The sequence below is a fragment of the Aquabacterium sp. genome (assembly GCF_044226965.1).
In the GTDB taxonomy this organism is placed as follows: Bacteria; Pseudomonadota; Gammaproteobacteria; order Burkholderiales; family Burkholderiaceae_C; genus Pseudaquabacterium.
In genome coordinates, this window is the sequence record NZ_JBGAGA010000087.1 from 1 (window position 1) to 24,116 (window position 24,116).

25 protein-coding genes, 1 pseudogene and 1 riboswitch are annotated in these 24,116 nt (G+C 68.0%); of the genes and pseudogenes, 9 read left to right on the forward strand and 17 right to left on the reverse strand.

Going from position 1 to position 24,116, the window contains the following annotated elements:
* Together ACILR4_RS25665 and ACILR4_RS25670 are read right to left on the reverse strand one after the other, a co-directional pair.
* On the reverse strand, positions 1 to 905 hold a 905-nt coding region (locus ACILR4_RS25665), incomplete at its 3' end, for an MFS transporter (protein WP_395703741.1).
* On the reverse strand, positions 895 to 1,365 hold the full coding sequence (locus tag ACILR4_RS25670; protein ID WP_395703742.1) for a MarR family winged helix-turn-helix transcriptional regulator: 471 nt from the start codon (positions 1,363 to 1,365) through the stop codon (positions 895 to 897). The genes ACILR4_RS25670 and ACILR4_RS25665, both read right to left, overlap by 11 nt.
* 65 nt (positions 1,366 to 1,430) lie before the next feature.
* On the opposite strand from ACILR4_RS25670, the gene ACILR4_RS25675 reads away from it, so the two are divergent.
* Both ACILR4_RS25675 and ACILR4_RS25680 read left to right on the forward strand, forming a co-directional pair.
* Positions 1,431 to 1,979 (forward strand): PaaI family thioesterase, encoded by a 549-nt coding sequence (locus ACILR4_RS25675; RefSeq protein WP_395703743.1) that lies wholly within the window; start codon positions 1,431 to 1,433, stop codon positions 1,977 to 1,979.
* A gap of 14 nt (positions 1,980 to 1,993) precedes the next feature.
* Positions 1,994 to 2,091: riboswitch (glycine riboswitch) on the forward strand.
* 246 nt (positions 2,092 to 2,337) lie between these two features.
* Positions 2,338 to 3,651, forward strand: a complete 1,314-nt coding sequence (locus ACILR4_RS25680) for a D-amino acid dehydrogenase (RefSeq protein ID WP_395703744.1) — start codon at positions 2,338 to 2,340, stop codon at positions 3,649 to 3,651.
* On the opposite strand, the gene ACILR4_RS25685 is transcribed toward ACILR4_RS25680, so the two are convergent.
* From ACILR4_RS25685 to scpA, 6 genes are read right to left on the reverse strand one after another with little or no spacing between them, the layout of a single operon-like run.
* A complete protein-coding gene (locus ACILR4_RS25685; protein ID WP_395703745.1) occupies positions 3,581 to 4,045 on the reverse strand; it encodes a VOC family protein in 465 nt (154 codons plus the stop codon). The genes ACILR4_RS25680 and ACILR4_RS25685 overlap by 71 nt on opposite strands.
* Positions 4,042 to 5,073, reverse strand: coding sequence for a biotin synthase BioB (gene bioB, locus ACILR4_RS25690; protein WP_395703746.1), 1,032 nt, complete (start codon positions 5,071 to 5,073; stop codon positions 4,042 to 4,044). The genes ACILR4_RS25685 and bioB overlap by 4 nt, the downstream gene beginning before the upstream one ends.
* 37 nt (positions 5,074 to 5,110) lie before the next feature.
* Positions 5,111 to 7,186, reverse strand: a complete 2,076-nt coding sequence (locus tag ACILR4_RS25695) for an acetyl-CoA carboxylase biotin carboxylase subunit (protein WP_395703747.1) — start codon at positions 7,184 to 7,186, stop codon at positions 5,111 to 5,113.
* Positions 7,187 to 7,213: 27 nt separating this feature from the next.
* Positions 7,214 to 8,746 (reverse strand): acyl-CoA carboxylase subunit beta, encoded by a 1,533-nt coding sequence (locus tag ACILR4_RS25700; RefSeq protein ID WP_395703748.1) that lies wholly within the window; start codon positions 8,744 to 8,746, stop codon positions 7,214 to 7,216.
* A gap of 24 nt (positions 8,747 to 8,770) precedes the next feature.
* Positions 8,771 to 9,784, reverse strand: coding sequence for a methylmalonyl Co-A mutase-associated GTPase MeaB (gene meaB, locus ACILR4_RS25705; protein ID WP_395703749.1), 1,014 nt, complete (start codon positions 9,782 to 9,784; stop codon positions 8,771 to 8,773).
* 22 nt (positions 9,785 to 9,806) lie between these two features.
* A complete protein-coding gene (scpA, locus tag ACILR4_RS25710) occupies positions 9,807 to 11,972 on the reverse strand; it encodes a methylmalonyl-CoA mutase (protein ID WP_395703750.1) in 2,166 nt (721 codons plus the stop codon).
* 101 nt (positions 11,973 to 12,073) lie between these two features.
* Here scpA and ACILR4_RS25715 point away from each other — a divergent pair, with 101 nt between their 5' ends.
* The 3 genes from ACILR4_RS25715 (at position 12,074) to ACILR4_RS25725 (ending at position 13,679) form a co-directional block, all read left to right on the forward strand.
* On the forward strand, positions 12,074 to 12,715 hold the full coding sequence (locus tag ACILR4_RS25715) for a GntR family transcriptional regulator (protein WP_395703751.1): 642 nt from the start codon (positions 12,074 to 12,076) through the stop codon (positions 12,713 to 12,715).
* 97 nt (positions 12,716 to 12,812) lie between these two features.
* Entirely contained in the window at positions 12,813 to 13,208 is a 396-nt protein-coding gene (locus ACILR4_RS25720) for a PilZ domain-containing protein (protein ID WP_395703752.1), read from the forward strand.
* Positions 13,209 to 13,292: 84 nt separating this feature from the next.
* A complete protein-coding gene (locus tag ACILR4_RS25725) occupies positions 13,293 to 13,679 on the forward strand; it encodes a hypothetical protein (protein ID WP_395703753.1) in 387 nt (128 codons plus the stop codon).
* 72 nt (positions 13,680 to 13,751) lie between these two features.
* Here ACILR4_RS25725 and gltA read toward each other — a convergent pair whose 3' ends face one another.
* The 7 genes from gltA to ACILR4_RS25760 all read right to left on the reverse strand — a co-directional run bounded on the left by gltA (position 13,752) and on the right by ACILR4_RS25760 (position 19,575).
* On the reverse strand, positions 13,752 to 15,062 hold the full coding sequence (gltA, locus tag ACILR4_RS25730; RefSeq protein ID WP_395703754.1) for a citrate synthase: 1,311 nt from the start codon (positions 15,060 to 15,062) through the stop codon (positions 13,752 to 13,754).
* Positions 15,063 to 15,086: 24 nt separating this feature from the next.
* Entirely contained in the window at positions 15,087 to 15,365 is a 279-nt protein-coding gene (locus ACILR4_RS25735) for a succinate dehydrogenase assembly factor 2 (RefSeq protein WP_395703755.1), read from the reverse strand.
* A 12-nt stretch (positions 15,366 to 15,377) separates the two neighbouring features.
* The gene (locus ACILR4_RS25740; RefSeq protein WP_395703756.1) at positions 15,378 to 16,082 is read right to left on the reverse strand and encodes a succinate dehydrogenase iron-sulfur subunit; all 705 of its coding nucleotides are present in this window, start codon (positions 16,080 to 16,082) and stop codon (positions 15,378 to 15,380) included.
* A 20-nt stretch (positions 16,083 to 16,102) separates the two neighbouring features.
* Positions 16,103 to 17,902 carry a succinate dehydrogenase flavoprotein subunit gene (gene sdhA, locus ACILR4_RS25745; RefSeq protein WP_395703757.1) on the reverse strand — a complete coding sequence of 600 codons (1,800 nt, stop codon included), beginning with the start codon at positions 17,900 to 17,902 and terminating at the stop codon, positions 16,103 to 16,105.
* 2 nt (positions 17,903 to 17,904) lie between these two features.
* Complete coding sequence (gene sdhD / locus ACILR4_RS25750; protein WP_395703758.1) at positions 17,905 to 18,267, reverse strand: succinate dehydrogenase, hydrophobic membrane anchor protein; 363 nt, start codon at positions 18,265 to 18,267, stop codon at positions 17,905 to 17,907.
* Positions 18,268 to 18,292: 25 nt separating this feature from the next.
* Positions 18,293 to 18,718 carry a succinate dehydrogenase, cytochrome b556 subunit gene (gene sdhC, locus ACILR4_RS25755; protein ID WP_395703759.1) on the reverse strand — a complete coding sequence of 142 codons (426 nt, stop codon included), beginning with the start codon at positions 18,716 to 18,718 and terminating at the stop codon, positions 18,293 to 18,295.
* An 83-nt stretch (positions 18,719 to 18,801) separates the two neighbouring features.
* Positions 18,802 to 19,575, reverse strand: coding sequence for a GntR family transcriptional regulator (locus ACILR4_RS25760; protein WP_395703760.1), 774 nt, complete (start codon positions 19,573 to 19,575; stop codon positions 18,802 to 18,804).
* Positions 19,576 to 19,786: 211 nt separating this feature from the next.
* On the opposite strand from ACILR4_RS25760, the gene ACILR4_RS25765 reads away from it, so the two are divergent.
* The 3 genes from ACILR4_RS25765 to ACILR4_RS25775 all read left to right on the forward strand — a co-directional run bounded on the left by ACILR4_RS25765 (position 19,787) and on the right by ACILR4_RS25775 (position 22,627).
* A complete protein-coding gene (locus tag ACILR4_RS25765) occupies positions 19,787 to 20,773 on the forward strand; it encodes a malate dehydrogenase (protein ID WP_395703761.1) in 987 nt (328 codons plus the stop codon).
* Positions 20,774 to 20,861: 88 nt separating this feature from the next.
* Positions 20,862 to 21,860 (forward strand): HpcH/HpaI aldolase/citrate lyase family protein, encoded by a 999-nt coding sequence (locus tag ACILR4_RS25770; RefSeq protein ID WP_395703762.1) that lies wholly within the window; start codon positions 20,862 to 20,864, stop codon positions 21,858 to 21,860.
* A 113-nt stretch (positions 21,861 to 21,973) separates the two neighbouring features.
* A complete protein-coding gene (locus ACILR4_RS25775) occupies positions 21,974 to 22,627 on the forward strand; it encodes a hypothetical protein (protein WP_395703763.1) in 654 nt (217 codons plus the stop codon).
* Positions 22,628 to 22,806: 179 nt separating this feature from the next.
* On the opposite strand, the pseudogene ACILR4_RS25780 reads toward ACILR4_RS25775, so the two are convergent.
* A pseudogene (locus ACILR4_RS25780) lies at positions 22,807 to 23,055 on the reverse strand (protein kinase domain-containing protein); the annotation flags it as partial.
* Between the two features lie 4 nt (positions 23,056 to 23,059).
* Entirely contained in the window at positions 23,060 to 23,614 is a 555-nt protein-coding gene (locus ACILR4_RS25785) for an ECF-type sigma factor (protein WP_395703764.1), read from the reverse strand.
* A gap of 326 nt (positions 23,615 to 23,940) precedes the next feature.
* Between ACILR4_RS25785 and ACILR4_RS25790 the strand changes: the two genes are divergently transcribed.
* The gene (locus ACILR4_RS25790) at positions 23,941 to 24,075 is read left to right on the forward strand and encodes a hypothetical protein (RefSeq protein WP_395703765.1); all 135 of its coding nucleotides are present in this window, start codon (positions 23,941 to 23,943) and stop codon (positions 24,073 to 24,075) included.
* The last annotated feature ends 41 nt before the right edge of the window (positions 24,076 to 24,116 follow it).

A 24,116-nucleotide genomic window follows, 5' to 3' on the forward strand; every position in this document is an offset into this window, starting at 1 on the left:
TACACCAGCGACAGCAGCGACTTCATGCGCCAGCGGCCGACGGCCCAGCCCATCAGCACGCTGCCGACGATGTTGAACAGCCCCAGCATCGCCAGCGACCAGGCGCCGTACTGCACCGGCAGCCCGCAGGCCGCGATGACACCCGGCAGGTGCGTGGCGAGGAACGCCACGTGGAAGCCGCAGACGAAGAAGCCGGCCGCGAGCATCAGGTAGCTCGGGTGGCGCAGCGCCTGGCCGATGGCCGCGCGCGCGCCCACCGGCCTGGCGGCCGCAGGGTTGGTCGGGGCCGCCGCCGCGGCGCCACCCTTCAGCACGAAGGCCGCCGGCAGCGCCAGCAGCACCAGCAGGCCCATCCACTGCATCGCGTTGACCCAGCCCAGCGCGACCAGCAGCGCGCCGGCGATCGGCGCCATCAGGAACTGCCCGGTCGAGCCGCCGGCATTGACGATGCCGGTGGCCAGCCCGCGCTGGCTGGCCGGAATCAGGCGCGCGGTGGTGGCCATCAGCACCGCCGGGCCGGCCATGCCGGCGCCACCGGCGGCCAGCATGCCGATCGCGAAGATCAGCCCGGCGGTCGTCGTCATGAACGGCGTCAGGAAGGTGCCCAGCGCCACCAGCAGCACGCCGGTGAACAGCACGCGGCCGGCGCCGACGCGATCGGCCATCGCGCCGGCAAAGGGCTGCGTCAGCCCCCACCAGAGCTGGCCGAACGCGAAGGCCAGGCTGATCTGGCCCAGGCCCAGGTGCGTGGCGGTGTTCAGGTTGCCGAGGAACAGGCCCATGGTCTGGCGTGTACCCATCGTCAACGCAAAGGTGCCGGCGGCGGCCAGCAGCACCAGCCACACCGGCCATGAACGCGAGCGGGCGCCCGGCGCGAGCGTGGCTGCCGAAACGTTAGTGGTCATCGTCGTCTCCCTCTTCGGCGCCGGCCAGGCAGGCCAGCGATTCGTCGATCAGCGCATGCAGCGCCTTCACCCGGGCCAGGCCCAGGCGCTCGTTCAGCGATTCCTGCGCCACGCGCCAATGGCGCTGCGCCTCGGCGCGCTTGGCGCGGCCGGCGTCGGTGATGTGCACCAGCCGGCTGCGCGCATCCTCGCCGGGCCCGATCTCCAGGTAGCCTGCGGCGAGAAGGGGCTTCAGGTTGCGCGTCAGCGTCGAGGCGTCCATCGTCATGGCCCGCGCCAGGTCGCCCGGGCGCAGCGGCCCGAGCTTCAGCACATGCGTCAGCAGCGAATACTGCGTGGTCTTCAGCCCGGACTTGCCGACCTCGCCGTCGTAGTGCTGGGCCACCCGGCGCAGCAGCTGGCGCAGCTTGAAGTTCGTGCAGCCCTGGGGACGGGCCGACGCATCGGCAGATGGAAGCATGGCTTTGAGCATGGTGAATCATTGTAGCTACAATCATTGCATCTGCAACTGAAAGGACGAAGACCATGGTCGTGGAGACGCCGCCCATCGGCTGGCAGGAAGAACTGGATGCGGTGCGCCAGCGTGCCGCCGCAGGCCCGCTGGCGAAGCCGGGCATCGCGAGCCCCGAGATGGTGGCTGGCAAGAGCGGGCTCGAGATCATGCAGACCATGCTGGCCGGCCACCTGCCCTACCCGCACATCATGGACACGCTGGACTTCCACCTCGTCGAGGTCGGCCCAGGCAAGGCGGTGTTCCAGGGCGTGCCGCAGCTGAAGCACTACAACCCGCTGGGCAGCGTGCACGGTGGCTGGTACGCCACGCTGCTGGATTCGGCGCTGGGCTGCGCGGTGCACACCAGCCTGGCGCCGGGCTACGGCTACACCACCGCCGAGCTCGGCATCAACATCGTGCGCGCGGCCTCGTACAAGTCCGGCCCGCTGCGCGCCATCGGCACGGTCATCCACAGCGGCCGCCAGCTGGCCACGGCCGAGGCGCGCATCGTCGGCGAGGATGGCAAGTTGTACGCGCATGGCACCACCACCTGCCTGGTGTTCGAAGCCAGGCCGCGCTGAAACGCTTACACTGCGCCCCGGTTCCAGGAGAGTGCTTGCGTGCGCAACCACACGCAAGCCGCCGAAGGCGCAAGCTCCCATACACGCTCAGGCCCCGTACTGGAACCGATCACAGCCGATTCTGGAGAGTGAGGCTTCCACCCCCGGAAGCTTCCGCCGAAGGAGCAAGGGCCCCGCCTCGCGGCAGGGTTCCGAATCTCTCAGGTACCGAGGACAGCGGGAGCGGCGCGAGAGGACTCTTGGGTCCCGGTTCGCGCGCTCGCCTGCAGTGCTGCTTTCATGCGCACGGCCTGGGGCCCATGACCTCTCGTTCGCTTCGCTCACCGCTCACGCGAATCGACTCGAAAGGTCACGCACCATGCAAGTCACCGTTCTCGGCGCCGGCGTCACCGGCATCACCACCGCCTGGTATCTGCGCCAGGCCGGCCACGAGGTCACCGTCATCGACCGCCAGCCCGCCGCGGGCCTGGAAACCAGCTTCGCCAATGGCGGGCAGATCTCGGTCTCGCACGCCGAGCCCTGGGCCAACCCCAGCGCACCGCTGAAGGTGCTGAAGTGGCTGGGCCAGGAAGACGCGCCGCTGCTGTTCCGCCTGCGGCCCGACTGGCGCCAGTGGTGGTGGGGCCTGCGCTTCCTGCGCGAATGCACGCCGGCGCGCACGCGGCACAACATCCGCCAGATCGTGAACCTGGGCCTCTACAGCCGCGCCCAACTGCAGCAGCTGCGCGTCGATGCGCGGCTGCAGTACGACCAGCTGACGCGCGGCATCCTGCACTTCTACACCAGCGAACGCGAGTTCGAAGCCGCGCAAGAACCGGCCCGCGTGATGCGCGAACTCGGCTGCGAGCTGGACATGAAGACGCCCGACGAATGCGTGCAGATCGAGCCCGCGCTGGCCGCCGCCCGACACAAGATCGTCGGCGGCAGCATGACGCCCAGCGACGAATCCGGCGACGCCCACCGCTTCACCCAGCAGCTGGCGCAGCGCTGCGCCGAAGCCGGCGTGCAGTTCCTCTACGACACCCGCATCGTCGGGCTGGACCGCGAGGGCGATGCCTTAAAGGCCGTGCGCATCGCCTCGAAGGAAGGCATCGTCAGCGTCCACAACGCCGACGCCTTCGTGCTGTGCATGGGCTCGTTCAGCCCGGCCTTCGCGGCCGAACTGGGCATCCGCCTGGACATCTACCCGGCCAAGGGCTACTCGGTGACGCTGCCGGTGCTGGACCCGACCAAGGCCTACAGCGTGTCGCTCACCGATGACGAGTACAAGCTGGTGTTCTCACGCCTGGGCGAGCGGCTGCGCATCGCCGGCACCGCCGAGCTGAACGGCCACGACCACACACTGAACCTGGCGCGCTGCGAAGCCATCGTGCGCCGCACCCGCGAGCTGTTCCCGGAGATGACCGACGGCCGCGACGCCCGCTTCTGGACCGGCCTGCGCCCGGCCACGCCGTCGAACGTGCCCTACATCGGCCGCTCGAAGATCCAGGGCCTGTTCCTGAACACCGGCCACGGCACGCTGGGCTGGACCCACGCCGCCGGCTCGGGCCACGCGGTAGCAGACATCGTGAGCGGCCGCGTGCCGCAGCTGGACTTCGCGTTCACGAACCCAGCGCCGCGATCACCTCGGGCGGTGCCTGCACCAGCTCGATCAGCACCCCTTCCCCGCTGAGCGGGAACTGCTCGTTGCCCTTCGGGTGGATGAAGCAGATGTCGTGACCGGCCGCGCCCGGGCGGATGCCGCCCGGCGCGAAGCGCACGCCCTGGGCCGTCATCCAGGCAACGGCCTGGCGCAGGTCGTCCACCCACAGGCCCACGTGGTTCAGCGGCGTGGTGTGCACGGCCGGCTTCTTCTCGGGGTCCAGCGGCTGCATCAGGTCGACCTCGACCGCATGCGGCCCCTCGCCCATCGCGCAGATGTCCTCGTCGACGTTCTCGCGCTCGGAGACGAAGGTGCTCTTGACCGTCAGCCCGAGCATGTCGACCCACAGCGACTTCAGCCGCTGCTTGTCCGGCCCGCCAATGGCGATCTGCTGGATGCCGAGGATGCGAAAAGGCTTGCTCATGACGGATTCAACTCCGAAGTAACCGGCAGGTCCAGGCGGCGCAGCAGCGCCCGGTCGTCGGCGACGTCCGGATTGCCGGTGACGAGCAGCTTGTCGCCGTAGAAGATCGAATTGGCGCCGGCCATGAAGCACAGCGCCTGGATGCCCTCGCCCAGCTCGCGCCGGCCGGCCGACAGGCGCACGCGGGCGCGCGGCATCGTGATGCGCGCCGCGGCAATCACCCGCACCACCTCGAACGGGTCGACCGGCTCCTGGCCCGCCAGCGGCGTGCCTGCCACCCGCACCAGGTTGTTGACCGGCACCGATTCGGGCGCGGGATCCAGGCTGGCCAGCTCGGCGATCAGGCCGGCACGCTGCTCGCGCGTTTCGCCCATGCCCAGGATGCCGCCGCAGCACACCTTGATGCCGGCCGAGCGCACATGCTGCAGCGTGTCCAGCCGGTCCTGGTAATCGCGCGTGCCGATGATGCGGTCGTAGAAGTCCGGCGCGCTGTCGAGGTTGTGGTTGTAGAAGTCCAGGCCGGCGTCCTTCAGCGCCGCGGCCTGCCGCGGCTGCAGCATGCCCAGCGTCGCACAGGTCTCCAGGCCCAGGCCGCTCACTTCGCGCACCAGCAACGCCACCTTCTCGATGTCGCGGTCGTTCGGGCTGCGCCAGGCGGCGCCCATGCAGAAGCGCGTGGCGCCGGCGTCCTTGGCGGCACGCGCGGCCTGCAGCACCTCGGCCGGCTCCATCATCTTGGTGGCCTGCACGCCGGTGGGATGGTGGATCGACTGCGGGCAGTAGCCGCAGTCTTCCGGGCAGCCGCCGGTCTTGACCGACAGCAGCGAAGCCAGCTCGATGTCGGCCTGCGGGAAGTGCTGGACGTGCACCGCATGGGCCTGCTGCACCAGCGCCATGAAGGGCTGCTGCAGCAGCGCCAGCACCTGGCTGGCCGTCCAGGCGCGCGGCGCCTCGGCAGCTGCCGGCGGCGCCGGGCGGTGCAAGTGCACGGGCTGGCCGCGCTGGAGCAGGGTCGTGTCGGTGGTCATCGTGACGCGCAGGAAGTGATGGATCCCAAAGTGTGCGTCATTCGAAGGCCACGATCGGCTGGTCCACCGCCAGGCTGGCACCGGGCTGCGCCAGCACCTGCTTGACCACGCCGTCCTGCGTGGCGGTGAGGATGTTCTCCATCTTCATCGCCTCGATGGTGGCCAGGCGCTCGCCGGCCAGCACCTTCTGCCCCGGCGCCACCGCCACCTGCACCAGCAGGCCCGGCATCGGGGAGAGCAGGAACTTGCTCAGGTCGGGCGGCGCCTTGTAGGGCATCAGCTTCAGCAGCTCGGCTGCGCGCGGCAGCAGCGCCAGCGTGTCGATCGCGGTGCCGTTGTGCGACACCCGCAAGGCCAGCGGCTGGCGCGCCGAGCTGCGCTCGACCTGCGCGCTGAAGGGCTGGCCGTTCACGGTGCCGACCATCAGCGCGTCGCCCAGCTTCGACTGGCTCTGGATCGCATAGACCTGGCCGCCCACCGTGACGGTCAGCGTACCGGCCGCGGCGTCGAAGTCGCCCAGCTGCACCGCATGGTGCACATGCTGGCCCAGCTTGCCCAGCTGCACCACCACCAGCTCGTGCTTGTGCGCCACCTCGTGGCCCGGCAGCTGGCCGCTGATGCCGGCCGCCCGCTCGCGCGCCTTGCGGCGCACGAAGGCGGCCAGCGCCACCAGGAAGCGGGGATCCTCGTGCGGCACGTCGGCGGCGTCGAAGCCCTTGCCGTAGTGCTCGGCAATGAAGCCGGTGTTGAAGTCGCCGGCCACGAACCTCGGGTGCGCCAGCAGCGCGGCCTGGAACGGGATGTTGCTGCTGATGCCGCGGATCACGAAGGCATTCAGCGCTTCGCGCATCTTCGCGATCGCGTCCTGCCGATCGCGGCCGTGCACGATGAGCTTGGCGATCATCGAGTCGTAGAACATCGGGATCTCGCCGCCTTCGTAGACGCCGGTGTCGACCCGGACACCGCCAAAGGCTTCGTTCGCATAGGCCGCGCCCGCCAGCGTCACCGCGCCCTGCTCGAGGTTCGCAGCCGGTGGCTGGTACTTCACCAGCCGGCCGGTCGAAGGCAGGAAGTTGCGGAACGGATCCTCCGCATTGATGCGGCATTCCATCGCCCAGCCCTGGCGCGGGATCTGGTCCTGCGTGAACGCCAGCTTCTCGCCGGCGGCCACGCGGATCATCTGCTCCACCAGGTCCAGCCCGGTGATGCATTCGGTGACCGGGTGCTCCACCTGCAGCCGCGTGTTCATCTCCAGGAAATAGAAGTCCTGGTGCTTGCCGACGACGAACTCCACCGTGCCGGCCGACTGGTACTTCACCGCCTTGGCCAGGGCCACCGCCTGCTCGCCCATCGCCTGGCGCGTGGCGTCGCTGATGAAGGGCGACGGCGCTTCCTCGATCACCTTCTGGTGGCGGCGCTGGATCGAGCACTCGCGCTCGTGCAGGTAGACGACGTTGCCATGCGCATCGCCGAGGATCTGGATCTCGATGTGGCGCGGCTGCTCGACGAACTTCTCGATGAACACGCGGTCGTCGCCGAAGCTGTTGCGCGCCTCGTTGCGGCAGGACGAGAAGCCTTCGAAGGCTTCCTTGTCGTTGAAGGCCACGCGCAGGCCCTTGCCGCCACCGCCGGCGCTGGCCTTGATCATCACGGGATAGCCGATGTCCTTGGCAATCTGCACCGCCTGCTCGGGCGTTTCGATCGCGTCGTTCCAGCCGGGGATGGTGCTGACCCGCGCCTCGTTGGCCAGCTTCTTCGAGGCGATCTTGTCGCCCATCGCGGCGATCGAGTAGTGCTTCGGGCCGATGAAGACGATGCCCTCTTCCTCGCAGCGGCGGGCGAAGTCCTCGTTCTCGGACAGGAAGCCGTAGCCCGGGTGCAGCGCTTCGGCGCCGGTGGCCTTGCAGGCGGCGATGATCTTGTCGGCGACCAGGTAGCTCTCGCGCGAAGGCGCCGGCCCCAGCAGCACCGCCTCGTCGGCCAGGCTCACATGGCGCGCGTCCTTGTCGGCCTCGGAATACACCGCGACGGTGGCAATGCCCATCTTCTTCGCGGTCTTGATGACGCGGCAGGCGATCTCACCGCGATTGGCAATCAGGATCTTCTTGAACATGTCGTGCTTCTCCAATGTCCTGATCGATCAGAGCGGGATGTTGCCGTGCTTGCGCCAGGGATTCGCAAGTTGCTTGTCCTTCAGCATCACCAGCGATCGGCAGATGCGGCGGCGCGTCTCGTGCGGCTGGATCACGTCGTCGATGAAGCCGCGTGCGCCGGCGACGAAGGGGTTCGCGAAGCGGGCCTTGTACTCGGCCTCGCGCTGCGCGAGCTTGGCGGGGTCCTTCTTGTCCTCGCGGAAGATGATCTCCACCGCGCCCTTGGCGCCCATCACCGCGATCTCGGCATTCGGCCAGGCGAAGTTCACGTCGCCGCGCAGGTGCTTGGAGCTCATCACGTCGTAGGCGCCCCCGTAGGCCTTGCGGGTGATCACCGTCACCTTCGGCACCGTGCACTCGGCATACGCGTACAGGAGCTTGGCACCGTGCTTGATGATGCCGCCGTATTCCTGGCTGGTGCCCGGCATGAAGCCCGGCACGTCGACGAAGGTGATCACCGGGATGTTGAAGGCGTCGCAGAAGCGCACGAAGCGCGCGGCCTTGATGCTGCTCTTGATGTCCAGGCAGCCAGCCAGCACCAGCGGGTTGTTGGCGACGATGCCCACCGTCTGCCCCGCCATGCGCGCCATGCCGATCACGATGTTCGCGGCGTAGTCGGGTTGCAGCTCGAAGAAGTCGCCGTCGTCGACCACCTTGATGATCAATTCCTTGATGTCGTACGGCTTGTTCGGGTTGTCCGGCACCAGCGTGTCCAGGCTGTGGTCCAGGCGCGAGGACGGGTCGCCGCTGGGGCGCACCGGCGGCTTGTCCTTGTTGTTCAGCGGCAGGTAGTTGAAGAAGCGGCGCAGCATCAGCAGCGCCTCCACGTCGTTCTCGAACGCGAGGTCGGCCACGCCGCTCTTGGTGGTGTGGGTGGTGGCGCCGCCCAGTTCCTCGGCGGTGACTTCCTCGTGCGTGACGGTCTTCACCACCTCGGGACCGGTGACGAACATGTAGGACGAGTCCTTCACCATGAAGATGAAGTCGGTCATCGAGGGCGAATACACCGCGCCGCCGGCACAGGGCCCCATGATCATGCTGATCTGCGGGATCACGCCCGAGGCCATCACGTTGCGCTGGAACACGTCGGCATAACCGCCGAGGGACGCGACACCTTCCTGGATGCGCGCGCCGCCCGAATCGTTCAGGCCGATCACCGGCGCGCCGACCTTCATGGCCTGGTCCATCACCTTGCAGATCTTCTCGGCATGGGCTTCGGACAGCGCGCCACCGAACACGGTGAAGTCCTGGCTGAAGGCGAAGGCCAGGCGTCCGTTGATCATGCCGTAGCCGGTGACCACGCCGTCGCCCGGGATCTTGTTGTCGGCCATGCCGAAGTCGGCACAGCGGTGCTCGACGAACATGTCCCATTCCTCGAAGGTGCCTTCGTCGAACAGCAGTTCCAGCCGTTCACGGGCGCTCAACTTGCCCTTGGCATGCTGGGCCGCGATGCGCTTCTCGCCGCCGCCCAGCCGCGCCTTCGCGCGCTTGTCTTCGAGCATCTGCTGGATGTCGTGCATGGTGTCAGGTCCTTCTTCGGAAATTCAGTGGAACAGGTCGAGCAGCCGCCGTGCGGCGACCGAGGCGGCCAGCGTGCCGCCGCGTACTTCGGAAGTCATCTGCGGCAGTGCGACGCGCACGGCCGGGTGGTGGCGGAAGCGGTCCTTCAGGCCGGCATCGATGCGCTCCCACATCCAGGCCTGGTCCTGCGCGTGGCGACGCGCGGCCAGCCGTCCGTTCGCGGTCTGCAGGTCGCGAAAGCGGGTGATGGCGGCCCAGAACGCGTCGAGCCCGCGCGACTTCAGCGCGCTGAGCTGCAGCACCTGCGGGTGCCAGAGCGTCGTGTCGTGGTGGGCATGCTCGGGCCTGCCGTGCAGCCCGACCAGCCGCAGCGCCGAGGTGATCTGCGCCTGCGCCCGCGTGGCCGCCGCCTCGTCGAGGTCGGCCTTGTTGATCACCACCAGGTCGGCCAGCTCCATCACACCCTTCTTGATGGCCTGCAGGTCGTCGCCGGCGTTGGGCAGCTGCAGCAGCACAAAGCAATCGGTCATGCCGGCCACCGCGGTCTCGCTCTGGCCGACGCCCACGGTCTCGACGATCACGATGTCGTGGCCGGCGGCCTCGCACACCAGCATGGCTTCGCGCGTCTTCTCGGCCACGCCGCCCAGCGTGCCGCTGGCCGGGCTGGGCCGGATGTAGGCCCGCGGGTCCTGCGACAGGCGCTCCATGCGGGTCTTGTCGCCAAGGATCGAGCCGCCGGAGACGCTGGACGAGGGGTCCACCGCCAGCACCGCGACGCGGTGGCCGCGTTCCATGAGCGCCAGGCCCAGCGCCTCGATGAAGGTGCTCTTGCCGACGCCCGGAACGCCGGAAATGCCGAGCCGGAACGAACGGCCGGTGGCCGGCAGCAGCGCATTGAGCAGCTCGTCGGCACGGGCGCGGTGGTCGGCCCGCGTCGATTCGAGCAGCGTGATGGTCTTGGCCAGCGCGCGCCGCTGCGCCGCGCCGGGCTCGCCGCGCAGTGCGTCGTGCAGGGCCTGGTCGGCCGCCGGCAGCATGGTGAACGGGGCTCCGTCGGGCTCAGGCGGCCTGCGCAGCCTGTGCCGCACGGATCTGCTCGAGCACGTCCTTCGCGCTCACCGGGATCGGCGTGCCGGGTCCGTAGATGCCCTTGACGCCGGCGTCGTAGAGGACGCCGTAGTCCTGCTGCGGGATCACGCCGCCGACGAACACGATGATGTCGTCGGCGCCCTGCTTGCGCAGTTCGGCGATGATGGCCGGCACCAGCGTCTTGTGGCCGGCGGCCAGCGTGGAGATGCCCACCGCATGCACGTCGTTCTCGATCGCCTGGCGCGCGCATTCCTCGGGGGTCTGGAACAGCGGGCCCATGTCGACGTCGAAACCCAGGTCGGCGAAGGCGGTGGCCACCACCTTGGCGCCGCGGTCGTGCCCGTCCTGGCCGAGCTTGGCGATCATCACGCGCGGGCGGCGGCCCTGGGCCTCGGCGAAGGCGGCGATCTCGCCCTTGAGCTTCTCCCAGCCCTCGGCCGAGTCGTAGGCCGCGGCGTAGACGCCGGTCACCTTCTGGATGTCGGCGCGGTGGCGGCCGTAGACCTGCTCGAGCGCGTCGCTCACCTCGCCCACGGTGGCTCGCAGGCGGATCGCGGCGATGCTCAGCGCCAGCAGGTTGCCCTGGCCGCTCTTGGCCGCTGCGGTCAGCGCGGCCAGCGCCTGCGCCACCTGCGCGTCGTCGCGCGTGGCCTTGATCTGCTGCAGGCGCGCGACCTGTGCTTCGCGCACCTTGACGTTGTCGACCTCGAGGATGTCGACCGGGTCTTCCTTGGCCAGGCGGTACTTGTTGACGCCGACGATCACGTCCTTGCCCGAATCGATGCGCGCCTGCTTCTCGGCCGCGCTGGCCTCGATCTTCAGCTTGGCCCAGCCGGAGTCGACGGCACGGGTCATGCCACCCATGGCCTCGACTTCCTCGATGATCGTCCAGGCCTTGTCGGCCATCTCCTGCGTCAGCTTCTCCATCAGGTAGCTGCCGGCCCAGGGGTCGACGACGTTGGTGATGTGCGTCTCTTCCTGGATGATCAGCTGCGTGTTGCGCGCGATGCGGGCCGAGAACTCGGTGGGCAGCGCGATGGCTTCGTCGAAGCTGTTGGTGTGCAGGCTTTGCGTACCGCCAAAGACAGCGGCCATGGCTTCGATGGTGGTGCGCACGACGTTGTTGTACGGGTCCTGCTCGGTCAGGCTCCAGCCCGAGGTCTGGCAGTGCGTGCGCAGCATCAGGCTCTTCGGGTTCTTGGCGCCGAAGCCCTTCATGATGCGGCACCACAGCAGGCGCGCGGCACGCATCTTGGCGATCTCCAGGTAGAAGTTCATCCCGATCGCCCAGAAGAAGCTCAGGCGCCCGGCGAAGTCGTCGACGTCCAGGCCCTTGGCCAGCGCGGTCTTCACGTACTCCTTGCCGTCGGCCAGGGTGAAGGCCAGCTCCAGCGCCTGGTTCGCGCCCGCCTCCTGCATGTGGTAGCCGGAGATCGAGATCGAGTTGAACTTCGGCATGTGCTTCGCCGTGTACTCGATGATGTCGCCGATGATCCGCATGCTCGGCTCGGGCGGGAAGATGTAGGTGTTGCGGACCATGAACTCCTTGAGGATGTCGTTCTGGATGGTGCCGCTCAACTGCTCCTGCTTCACGCCCTGCTCTTCGGCCGCGACGACATAGCCGGCCAGCACCGGCAGCACCGCGCCGTTCATCGTCATGCTCACGCTGACCTTGTCGAGCGGGATGCCGTCGAACAGGATCTTCATGTCCTCGACCGAATCGATGGCCACGCCGGCCTTGCCGACGTCACCCGTCACGCGCGGGTGGTCGCTGTCATAGCCACGGTGCGTGGCCAGGTCGAAGGCGACGCTGACACCCTGCGCGCCGGCGGCCAGCGCCTTGCGGTAGAAGGCATTGCTCTCCTCGGCGGTGGAGAAGCCGGCGTACTGGCGGATGGTCCAGGGCCGCACCGCGTACATCGTGGCCTGCGGGCCGCGGATGAACGGCGCGAACCCGGGCAGCGTGTTGGTGTGCGGCAGGCCCGCCAGGTCTTCCGCGGTGTACAGCGGCTTGACGGTGATGCCCTCGGGCGTGACCCAGTTCAGCGCAGCCACGTCGCCGCCGGGCGCCGACTTGGCGGCGGCCTTCTGCCACTGCGCGAGGGAGGCGGGGTCGAATTCGGGGGATGAGGACATGGGGCACTCCGGCAAATCGTGAACAGCGGCAAGCAGTTGCTGCAGCGTCTTGCCCGCGATGATACATGATGCATAATTATGAATCACAACACCCGAGCACGATGCACGCCCATCCCCCGCTCACCCCCCGCGCGCTGTACCAGGACGTGGCCGAACGGCTGCGCCAGCAGATCTTCAGCCGCGAGCTCGAGCCCGGCAGCTGGATCGACGAGCAGAAGCTGGCGCAGGACTTCGGCATCAGCCGCACGCCGCTGCGCGAGGCGCTGAAGGTGCTGGCCGTCGAGGGCCTGGTGACGATGAAGATGCGGCGCGGCGCCTATGTCACCGAGATGTCGGCCGAAGACGTGACGCAGATCTATCACCTGCTCGGCCTGATGGAGAGCGACGCGGCCGGCCTGGTCGCGGGCCACGCCACGGCCGCGCAGCTGGCCGAGCTGCGTGCGCTGCACGAGCGTCTGGAGAAGAACGTGCGCCAGCGCGACGCCTTCTTCGCCACCAACGAGCAGTTCCACATGAAGCTGCTGGAAGTGGCCGGCAACCGCTGGACGCAGCAGATCGTGACCGACCTGCGCAAGGTGATGAAGCTGAACCGCCACCACTCGCTGTTCAAGCAGGGGCGGCTGGCCGATTCGCTGGCAGAACACCGCGCGCTGATGGCCGCGATCGAGCAACGCGACGCGGCCGGCGCCGTGAAGCTGATGCGCATGCACTTCGACAGCGGGCTCGAAGCGGCCCAGGGCTGAACCACACGGGCGGAATAACGCGCAATTTTTTAGCGATTTCGCGCGATCCCGCGAAACTGCCCGCTGCTAGAGTCGGCCGAAGATTGCCTCCCGGCCCATGTCCAGTTCCTTCGAAGCCCTGACCGATGCCCAGCGCGGCGGTGCCGGCGCCAAACCCGGCGGCGGCGCCGAGCGGCGCGAGGCGGTGCGCCGCCCGCTGCGCTCGCCTGCCATGGTGCTGCTGCCAGGGCAGCCGGGCCGCCTCGGCCGCACCATCGACGTATCGGAAACCGGCATCTGCGTGTCGCTGGCCGACAGCCTGCCCGCCGGCACCGATTGCCTGGTGGGCTTCGAACTGCCGGACAAGGCCGGCAACCGCAAGCGCATGCAGTCCAAGGCCAAGGTCGTGCACAGCGTGCTGGGCAGCCAGAGCGATGGCTTCAAGGTGGGCATGCGGCTGACGGCACCCCCCGACGAGCTGGTGCGCGCACTGCAGGCCTTCGTGCGCGAGTAACACCGCGGCGCGGCCGGCAGTTTTTCACGCCACGCGTCCGGCCAGCGCCCTCAAACTGCGTCCGCGTGTGCCGATAAGGGCCGAATGAGCGCTTCCGTTAGCACCTGGACGATGTCCGGCATGGCCGATGCCAGCAGGGCGTGGTTGACCACGCTGCTGCCGCGCCGCTGGCAACGGCCCGATGCATGGACGGAAGATTCGCGCCTGGCGCTGGAGGAACGCATCCTCGCAGCCCAGACCGAGATCGTGGCGATGCAAAGGAGTCTCGCGATGCAGAAGCAAGCCATGGACGCCGCCCAGAGCGCGCGTCGCAGCCCCGGCGGCCCGTCGGCACCCCGGCCGGCCGATGGCGGCCCCAAGCTCGACCTGCCGCTCGATGACGAGGGCCTGAGCTGCTACGCCGACACCGAGCCGATGCCCTACCTCGACATCCGCCCGCGTTCGCCGGGCGATGCGCCCGGTTCGAAGTAAGCGCCCCACGGCGCCAGACAAGGAAAAACGGCGCCGGAAGCCCGGCGCCGTTCGCGCATCCGCCAGTACCGATCAGCGCTCGCCGATCGGCTTCACGTCGCGCTTGGCCGCGCCGACGAACAGCTGGCGCGGGCGACCGATCTTGTACTCGGGGTCGCCGATCATCTCGTTGAGCTGGGCAATCCAGCCCACCGTGCGCGCCAGCGCGAAGATCGCGGTGAACAGCGAGACCGGGATGCCCAGCGCGCGCTGCACGATGCCCGAGTAGAAGTCGACGTTGGGGTACAGCTTGCGGGCGATGAAGTACTCGTCTTCCAGCGCGATCTTCTCGAGCGCCATCGCCAGCTTGAACATCGGGTCGTCGTGCAGGCCCAGCGCTTCCAGCACCTCGTGGCAGGTCTCGCGCATCAGCTTGGCACGTGGGTCGTAGTTCTTGTACACGCGGTGGCCGAAGCCCATCAGCTTGACCTGCGAGTTCTTGTCCTTCACCTGCTTGATGAACTCGCCGATCTTCTCGACGCCGCCGTTGCGCTGGATGTCTTCCAGCATGTTCAGCGCGGCCTCGTTGGCGCCGCCGTGCGCCGGGCCCCACAGGCAGGCCACGCCCGCCGCGATGGCCGCGAACGGGTTGGTGCCGGACGAACCGCACAGCCGCACGGTGGAGGTGGAGGCGTTCTGCTCGTGGTCCGCGTGCAGGATGAAGATGCGGTCGATCGCGCGCACCAGCACGTCGTTGGGCTTGTACTCCTCGCACGGCGTCGCGAACATCATGCGCATGAAGTTCGCCGAATACGAGAGGTCGTTCTTCGGGTAGATGAAGGGCTGGCCGATGCCGTACTTGTAGGCCATGGCCACCAGCGTCGGCATCTTCGCGATCAGCCGGATGGCCGCGATATCGCGGTGGGTCGGGTTGTTGATGTCGGTGCTGTCGTGATAGAAGGCCGACAGCGCGCCCACCAGGCCGGTCATCACCGCCATCGGGTGCGCATCCCGACGGAAGCCGCGCAGGAAGAACTGCATCTGCTCGTTCACCATCGTGTGGTTGGTGACGAGCTTGACGAAGTCGGTCTTCTGCTGCGGGTTGGGCAGCTCGCCCTTCAGCAGCAGGTAGCAGGTTTCCAGGAAGTCGCACTGCGTGGCCAGCTGCTCGATCGGGTAGCCGCGGTACAGCAGCTCACCCTTGTCGCCATCGATGTAGGTGATGGTCGAGTTGCACGAGGCGGTGGACAGGAAACCCGGGTCGTAGGTGAACTTGCCCGTCTGGCCATACAGCTTGCGGATGTCGATCACATCCGGGCCGATGGTGCCCTTGTAGAGCGGCAGTTCGATGCTGGGACTGCCGTCGGAGAAGGACAGCGTGGCTTTCACGTCGGATGGGGTCATGGACTTTCCCTTTCTGAACAAACTCTACGCGGGGGCAAGCGGTCTTGCACGCAACATGCCAAGCACCTCGACGACCTCGGGGCGATTCAGCTCGCCTTCGGGTTCACGGCGGGCCAGCAGCAGGTCCAGCAGGTCGTTGTCGGCCAGGTCCATCAACACCTGCAGACCATCGGCCTGCCGCACCGTCAGCGACGCCTCATGACGACGGAAGAAGCGCTCGATGAACAGGTCGTTCTCCAGCAACCCGCGCCGGCAGCGCCACTTCAAGCGGTTCAGTTCGGTGACGTCCAGCGGCGCGTTCATGGCGGCTGCGGATCAGACGGCTCGGCGGACCATCAGCTCCTTGATCTTGCCGATGGCCTTGGTCGGATTCAGCCCCTTCGGGCAGACGTCGACGCAGTTCATGATGGTGTGGCAGCGGAACAGGCGGTACGGGTCTTCGAGGTTGTCCAGTCGTTCGCTGGTGCCCTGGTCGCGGCTGTCGGCGATGAAGCGGTAGGCCTGCAGCAGGCCGGCCGGGCCGACGAACTTGTCCGGGTTCCACCAGAAGCTCGGGCAGCTGGTGGAACAGCTCGCGCACAGGATGCACTCGTACAGGCCGTTGAGTTCTTCGCGCTCCTCGGGTGACTGCAGGCGCTCCTTCTCGGGCGGCGGCGTGTCGTTGACGAGGTAGGGCTTGATCGAGTGGTACTGCTTGAAGAACTGCGTCATGTCCACGATCAGGTCGCGGATGACCGGCAGGCCGGGCAGCGGCTTCAGCACGATCGGGTCCTTCAGATCGCGCATGTTGGTCAGGCAGGCCAGACCGTTCTTGCCGTTGATGTTCATCGCGTCCGAACCGCACACGCCTTCGCGGCACGAGCGGCGGAAGGCGATGGCGGGGTCGAGGGACTTCAGCTTGATCAGCGCGTCCAGCAGCATGCGCTCGGAGCCGTCGAGCTCGACCTCGATGGTCTGCATGTACGGCTTCTCGTCCTTGTCCGGGTCGTAGCGGTAGATCTTGAAGGTTCTCTTGGCCATGTTGGGTCTCTATCGCTGGATCAGAACGTCCGCACCTTGGGAGGCACGCTGTCGACGGAAAGAGGCTTCAGCTGCACCGGCTTGTAGGCCAGTCGATTGCCCTCGGAGTACCAGAGCGTGTGCTTCATCCACTCCTTGTCGTTGCGGCCGAGCGGGAACTCCGCATCGTCGGCACCGCGCTCGTAGTCCTTCACCGTGTGGGCGCCGCGGCATTCGTGGCGCGCGGCGGCCGACTCGATCGTGGCCTGCGCGGCCTCGATCAGGTTCTCGACTTCCAGCGCCTCGATGCGCGCGGTGTTGAAGACCTTGCTCTTGTCCTTCAGCGTGACGGCCTTGACACGTTCGCGCAGCGCCGCCACCGCCTGGGTGCCGGCGGTCAGCAGTTCCTGCGTGCGGAACACCGCGGCATGCTTCTGCATCGTGGCGCGCAGGTCGTTGGCCACGTCCTGCGCGTACTCGCCGCTGTTGCTGTTGTCCAGCCGCGCGACACGCGCCAGCGAGTAGTCGGCCGCATCGGCCGGCAGCGGCTTGTGCGACTTCGGCGCCTCGGCCAGGGCCTTGACGATGTGGTCGCCCGCCGCCTTGCCGAACACCAGCAGGTCGAGCAGCGAGTTGGTGCCCAGGCGGTTGGCGCCGTGCACGCTGACGCAGGAGCATTCGCCCACCGCGTACATGCCGTTGACCACCGCGTTCGGATTGCCGTCCTTGGGCACCACCACCTGGCCATGGATGTTGGTGGGAATGCCGCCCATCTGGTAGTGGATGGTCGGCACCACGGGGATCGGTTCCTTGGTGATGTCGACGTTGGCAAAGTTGTGGCCGATCTCGAACACGCTGGGCAGACGCTTCAGGATGGTGTCGCCGCCGAGGTGGGTCATGTCGAGGTTGATGTAGTCCTTGTTCGGACCGCAGCCACGACCTTCCTTGATTTCCTGGTCCATGCAGCGCGAGACGAAGTCGCGCGGCGCCAGGTCCTTCAGCGTGGGCGCGTAGCGCTCCATGAACCGCTCACCATTGGCGTTACGCAGGATCGCGCCTTCGCCGCGGCAGCCTTCGGTCAGCAGCACGCCGGCACCGGCCACGCCGGTGGGGTGGAACTGCCAGAACTCCATGTCTTCCAGCGGAATGCCGGCGCGTGCCGCCATGCCGAGACCGTCGCCGGTGTTGATGAAGGCGTTCGTCGACGCGGCGTAGATGCGGCCCGCACCACCGGTGGCGAACAGCGTGACCTTGCCCTCGAGGATGTGGATGTCGCCGGTCTCCATCTCGAGCGCGGTGACACCCAGCACGTCGCCCTCGGCGTCGCGGATGATGTCCAGCGCCATCCACTCGACGAAGAACTGCGTGCGCGCCTTGACGTTCTGCTGGTACAGCGTGTGCAGCATCGCGTGGCCGGTGCGGTCGGCCGCGGCGCAGGCGCGCTGCACCGGCTTCTCGCCGTAGTTCGCGGTGTGGCCGCCGAACGGGCGCTGGTAGATGGTGCCGTCCGGGTTGCGGTCGAAGGGCATGCCGAAGTGCTCGAGCTCGTACACGACCTTCGGCGCCTCGCGGCACATGAACTCGATCGCGTCCTGGTCACCGAGCCAGTCGCTGCCCTTGACGGTGTCGTAGAAGTGGAAGTGCCAGTTGTCCTCGCTCATGTTGCCCAGCGAGGCACCGATGCCGCCCTGCGCCGCCACGGTGTGCGAGCGGGTCGGGAACACCTTCGACAGCACCGCGACGTTCAGGCCCGCACGGGCCAGTTGCAGCGAGGCGCGCATGCCGGAGCCACCGGCCCCGACGATCACGACATCGAATTTTCTTTTTGCGACGGCAGCCATCTTCACAGTCTCCAGAGCACCTGCACGGCCCAGCCGGCACAGCCGACCAGCCAGGCGATCGTTGCCACCTGCAGCAGCAGCCGCAGGCCCACGGGCTGGATGTAATCCATCCACACGTCGCGCATGCCCACCCACGCGTGGTAGGCCAGCGAGACGATCACGACGAAGGTGAACACCTTCATCCATTGCTGGGCAAAGATGCCCGCCCATTTGTCGTAGCCCATCGGGCCGGGCAGCAGCACCTGCACCAGCAGCACCAGCGTGAACAGCGCCATCAGTGCCGCGGTGATGCGCTGGCTCAGCCAGTCGCGGAAACCGTAGTGCGCGCCGACGACGAGGCGCTTCGAACCGTAGTTGGTTGCCATGTCTTTTTCGCTTTCTCTTGGCGGGTCAGTACAGGCCGAACAGCTTGGCGCCCAGCAGCACCGTCAGACCCAGGCTCAGCACCAGCGTGACCACTGCCGAGGAGCGGCCGAACTGCTTGCTGACGCTGTGCGTGGCGTCCATCCACAGGTGGCGCACCCCGGCGATCGCGTGGTGCAGGTAGGCCCAGATCAGCGCCAGCGTGGCGAGCTTGACGATCACGCCCGGCACGAAGCCGATGCCCGCGGTGAACGCGCTGGCAAAGCGGTCGAACGAGATTTCGGAGGTGACGCTGGTGTCGAACAGCCAGATGATGAACGGCAGCAGGAAGAACATCAGCATGCCGCTGGCGCGGTGGAGGATCGACACCATGCCCGCCACGGGCAGGCGGTACTGCAGCGCTTCGATCAGGCGCATGTTGGCGCCGGGCCGTGCTTTGGAGATCTCTGCCATGGGAGCTCGTCTCTTGTAATCGGGTGAAACCGCAGGAGTTTATTGCATCGCACAAGGCTTACTGGAAGCTTCGGGCGCTGCGCTCAATTCAGTTCGTTGCGGTAGAAGTGCTGCTCGGTGTTGTACAGGCCGCGCCGCAACTCGACCGGCTTGTCGCCATAAGTGAAGGACAGGCGCTCGACGCTGAGCAGGGGCGCGCCCTCTGCCACGCCGAGCATCGCGGCCGCCGCCGCATCGGCCGCCATCGCGCGGATCTTCTCTTCGGCGCGGATCATGCGCACGCCGAACTCGGCCTCGAACATGCCGTACATCGGGCCCTTGTATTCGGCCAGGCGTTCGCTCGTGAGGCCCTTGAACAGGTTGCCGGGCAGCCAGATCTCGTCGAACACCACCGGCTTGCCGCCGGCCAGCAGCAGCCGGCGCATCTGCACCACCGCATCGCCCGAGCGGCAGTCGAGCGCACGTGCCACCGGCGCCGGCGCCCGCACGCGCTGGCAGTCGACCAGCCGGCGCTCCATGTCCATCGGCTGCCCGTCATCGGGCATCAGGCGAAGGAAGCGGAACTGCACCTGCTGCTCGGCATGCGTGGCAACGAAGGTGCCCTTGCCCTGCCGGCGCAGCAGCAGGTTCTCGGCCGCCAGTTCATCGATGGCCTTGCGCACCGTGCCCTGGCTGACCTTGAAGCGCGATGCCAGGTCGAGCTCGCTGGGAATTGCCTCGCCGGGCTTCCACACCCCGGCCTGCAGCTCGCGCATGATCAGGCTCTTGATCTGCTGGTACAGCGGGCTGAAGGCCGGCGCGCCCTCGGCCGCGGCTTCGGCGGCAGGCACGGGCAGGCTGGGCGTCGCGGTGGCCATGGCCCGGATTGCAGCACAAGGTTCTCGAGGCGTCCACCAAATGCCAACAGATGTCTTATAGAAGACATAAGACCTTTGACAGCCCCCGGGCCAACCCTTAGACTCGCCTACACTCCGACCTCGCCTGCCGGCCGCTCCGCGCGCTCGTCGCCAGCCTGGGGTCCGGCCCGCTCGAATCCTTCCTCCGTTCACATCCGCCAGGAGTCCCCCCATGAGCAAGAAGCCCGTTCGCGTGGCTGTCACCGGCGCCGCCGGCCAGATCGGTTATGCCCTGCTGTTCCGCATCGCCTCGGGCGAGATGCTGGGCAAGGACCAGCCGGTGATCCTGCAGCTGCTGGAGATTCCGGACGAGAAGGCACAGAAGGCGCTCAAGGGCGTGATGATGGAGTTGCAAGACTGCGCCTTCCCGCTGCTGGTGGGCATGGAAGCGCACAGCGACCCGATGGCCGCCTTCAAGGACACCGACTACGCGCTGCTGGTCGGCTCGCGCCCCCGCGGCCCGGGCATGGAGCGTGCCGAGCTGCTGTCGATCAACGGCGCCATCTTCACGGCCCAGGGCAAGGCGCTGAACGCGGTGGCCTCGCGCAACGTCAAGGTGCTGGTGGTCGGCAATCCGGCCAACACCAACGCCTACATCGCGATGAAGGCCGCACCGGACCTGCCGCGCAAGAACTTCACCGCGATGCTGCGCCTGGACCACAACCGCGCGCTGAGCCAGGTCGCCGCCAAGACGGGCAAGCCGGTGGCCTCGATCAAGAATCTGTGCGTGTGGGGCAACCACTCGCCGACGATGTACGCCGACTACCGCTTCGCGACGATCGACGGCGCCTCTGTGAAGGACATGATCAACGACCAGGTGTGGAACAAGGACGTGTTCCTGCCCACCGTCGGCAAGCGCGGCGCCGCGATCATCGAAGCGCGCGGCCTGTCCTCGGCGGCATCGGCTGCCAATGCCGCCATCGACCACATGCGCGACTGGGCGCTGGGCACCAACGGCGCCTGGGTCACGATGGGCGTGCCGAGCAACGGTGAATACGGCATCCCGAAGGACGTGATGTTCGGCTTCCCGGTCACCACCGAGAACGGCGAGTACAAGATCGTCGAAGGCTTGCCGATCGATGCGTTCTCGCAGGAATGCATCAACAAGACGCTGGCCGAGCTGCAAGCCGAACAGGACGGCGTGAAGCATCTCGTCTGATGCCGCCGCGCCGAGCCCGGCGCGTTAAGCTTCCAAGGCCGACCGGCAATGCGCCGCTCGGCCTTTTGTTTTGCCCTGACGACCCGCGATGACCACCCCCCTGCTGCCGCGCGATGCGCTGTTCGAAGACGGCGACGCCGCGCCCGACATTCCCGTGTGCGACCACTACTGCGGCGTTGAAGTGCGCATGCGCAAGAGCCTGGCGCTGCAGGCCGAGCTCGGCCCGGTGTTCGACATCACGCTCGACTGCGAGGACGGCGCGCCGATCGGTGCCGAAGGCCAGCATGCCGCGATGGTGGCCGAGCTGGTGCTGTCCTCCGAGAACCGCTTCGGCCGCGTCGGTGCGCGGGTGCATCCGTTCGGCCACCCGAGCTTCGAGGCCGATGTCGACACGCTGGTCGGCCGCGCCGGCGATCGGCTGGCCTACCTGATGATCCCGAAGCCGCGCCACCTGGCCGACCTGCAGCAGGCCGTCGCGTTCATCGAGCACACGGCGCGCGTGCAGGGCCGCGGCGCCACGCTGCCGCTGCATGCGCTGGTGGAAACGCATGGCGCGCTGCGCGACGTGCAGGCGCTGGCCGACCTGCCGCGCATCGAATCGCTGTCCTTCGGGCTGATGGATTTCGTCTCGGCGCACCGCGGCGCGATCCCGCAAGCGGGCATGAGCGCCAAGGGCCAGTTCGAGCATCCGCTGGTGGTGCGCGCCAAGCTCGAGATGGCCGCGGCCTGCCATGCGGCAGCCAAGGTGCCCTCGCACTGCGTCGTCACCGAGTTCAAGGACCAGGACGCCATCAGCGAGGCCGCGACACGCGCGGCGCGCGAGTTCGGCTACACCCGCATGTGGAGCATCCACCCGGCGCAGATCGAGCCGATCGTGGAAGCCTTCGCGCCGAGCGCGAAGGAAATCGACGAAGCGATCGAGATCATCGCCGCCGCGCAGGCCGCGGCCTGGGCGCCGATCCGCCACCGCGACACGCTGCACGACCGCGCCAGCTACCGCTACTTCTGGCAGGTGATCGAACGCGCGCGACGCACCGGCCAGCCCTTGCCGGCGCAGGCGCGGCGGCAGTTCTTCGGCGAAGCCTGAACCGGGCGCCGGTACTTGCAGCCGGTTGCACTGCAGGCATTCACCAACAGCGCGCACCCCGCGCCAGGGTCGACAATGGCGGCTTCGCTTCAGATTCACGAGCCTTCCCGATCATGCGATTGACCGCCCGCCCTGCCCTGCGCGCCGCCGTGCTGGGCCTGTTGCCGCTGCTGGCCCCCGCGCTGCAGGCGGCCGAGCCCGCCAAGCCGGCCGCTGCCAAGGCCGCCCCCAAGGCCGCCCCCAAGCCCGCCACCTCGCGCCAGCAGCTCAGCAACCAGGCCAAGGGCCTGGCGCTGGCCACCCAGACCGTCGAGCAGATCACCGAAGCGCAGCTGGCCGTCGCCGCGCGCGTGCTCACCGGCGATGCCGATTGCGAGTTCAACCAGAAGGTCGCGGTCAATGCCGTCGATGGCCAGCCCGGCCACTTCACGGTCGCGTTCAAGAAGGCCGTCTACCGGATGACGCCGCAGGAGACCACCACCGGCGCGGTGCGGCTGGAGGACAAGAAGGCCGGCATGGTGTGGCTGCAGATTCCGGTGAAGTCGATGCTGATGAACGCGAAGATCGGTCAGCGCATGGTCGATGCCTGCACCCAGCCCGAGCAGCGCGCCGCCGTTGCGGCCGCCGAAGCGGCGGCCAAGGCGACGCAGGTGGCCGAAGCGGCCTCGGCCGCGGCCGCCACCGCCCCAGCCGCGTCGGCACCGGCCACTGCGCCCGTGCCCGAAGCGGCCCCGGCCGCGACCGCCGCGGCATCGGCCCCCCAGTAGTCCTGGCGGCGCCGGGACTCTCGGCGCTGCGCCAGGGGGCGGGTCCAGGTCTCCGTCAGCGGCAGGCCCTCGTCCATCCTGCCTAGCTCGCAAAGCGCGCGGCCAGGCCAACGGCCGCACCTGGGCTGCGCCGGCGGCGTCGCGCGCCAGGCGCTCGCATTGGCGTTCAGGCTGGAGACATCGGAGGCCACGGTGACCGGCTCGCCACGCAGCTGCACGGGCGAGGCGTGGTGCGGCGTCAGCACCCGGCCCTGCTGCTGTGTCGGCGCGGTGTCGGCGATGGCCGCGTCATTCAGGCGCTTGGCAATGCCGAAGTCCGGCAAGTACACCTGGCCGTCGGCGCTGACCAGCACGTTCGACGGCTTCAGGGCACGGTGCACCACCAGGCGGCTCAGCGCACCGAGTTCGGCAGCGGTGAGACCGACCACAGCGCTACGATTTCAGCATCGCCATCAGCAGCAGCCGCGCCTTGTCCCAGTCGCGCCGCACGGTGCGCTCGGTCAGCCCCAGCACCTCGGCGATCTCCTGCTCGGAGTAGCCGCCGAAGTAGCGCATCTCCACCACCTGCGCCAGGCGCGGCTCGCTGTCCTGCAGCGTGGCCAGCGCCTCGTGCACCTGCAGCACCTGCTGCTCGCCCGCCGGCAGGCTGTTGGCGATGTGGGTGTCCAGCGTCAGCTCGACGACATCGCCGCCGCGGCGCTCGGCCTGGCGTTCACGCACCGCGTCGATGATCACCGAGCGCATCACCCGCGAGGCATAGGCGAAGAAGGCGCGCCGATCTTCCTGCCGCAACTGGCCGCTGCGGATGAACTTGAGGTAACTCTCATGCACCAGCGCGGTGGTGTCCAGGTAGGTGTTGCGCCCGCCATCGCGCAGGCGCGAGCGCGCGAGGCGGCGCAACTCGCCGTAGGCGGCGGCGAACAGCGCGTCGCGCGCGCCATCGTCACCGGCGGCCACGCGCTGGATCAACACCGTCAGTTCGCTCATGCCGTGCCCTCGGTCGTGCAACGGGCCTGATTGCAGCGGAGCGCGGCCGCTTCGGCAAGCGCCCGGTTCCCTCGCGCGGAGGAGCGAAGCGGCAAAGAGGGCATGGCACGTCGTCATGCCCTACCCGGACGGGCAGGACGCCCCCAACCGGACATGGCGACCCGGCCGGTAGCGCAAGCTTGACGCCAGCGCAAGACTTTCGTGACAGAGGCCCGCGTCAGCGGCGGGACATCCGCTTACCGGCTGGGCGCTGGCGGCCAGCATTGTTATGCTGCGCTGCAGCACCCTCCGGGGTGCTTTGTCTTGTCCACCCCTACCTTGCCACCATGATCAACGTCGTTCTCGCCCTCGTGCCGCTCACTTTCGCGACCGGCTCCCTCATCTGGACCATGACCAGCGGCGCCCGCGCGCAAGCCCGCTCGGACGAATGGGCCGCCCAGTGGATGAAGGACAACGCCTGATCCTGCCGCTGGCACGACGCATGCAAGCCCGCCCCGAGCGG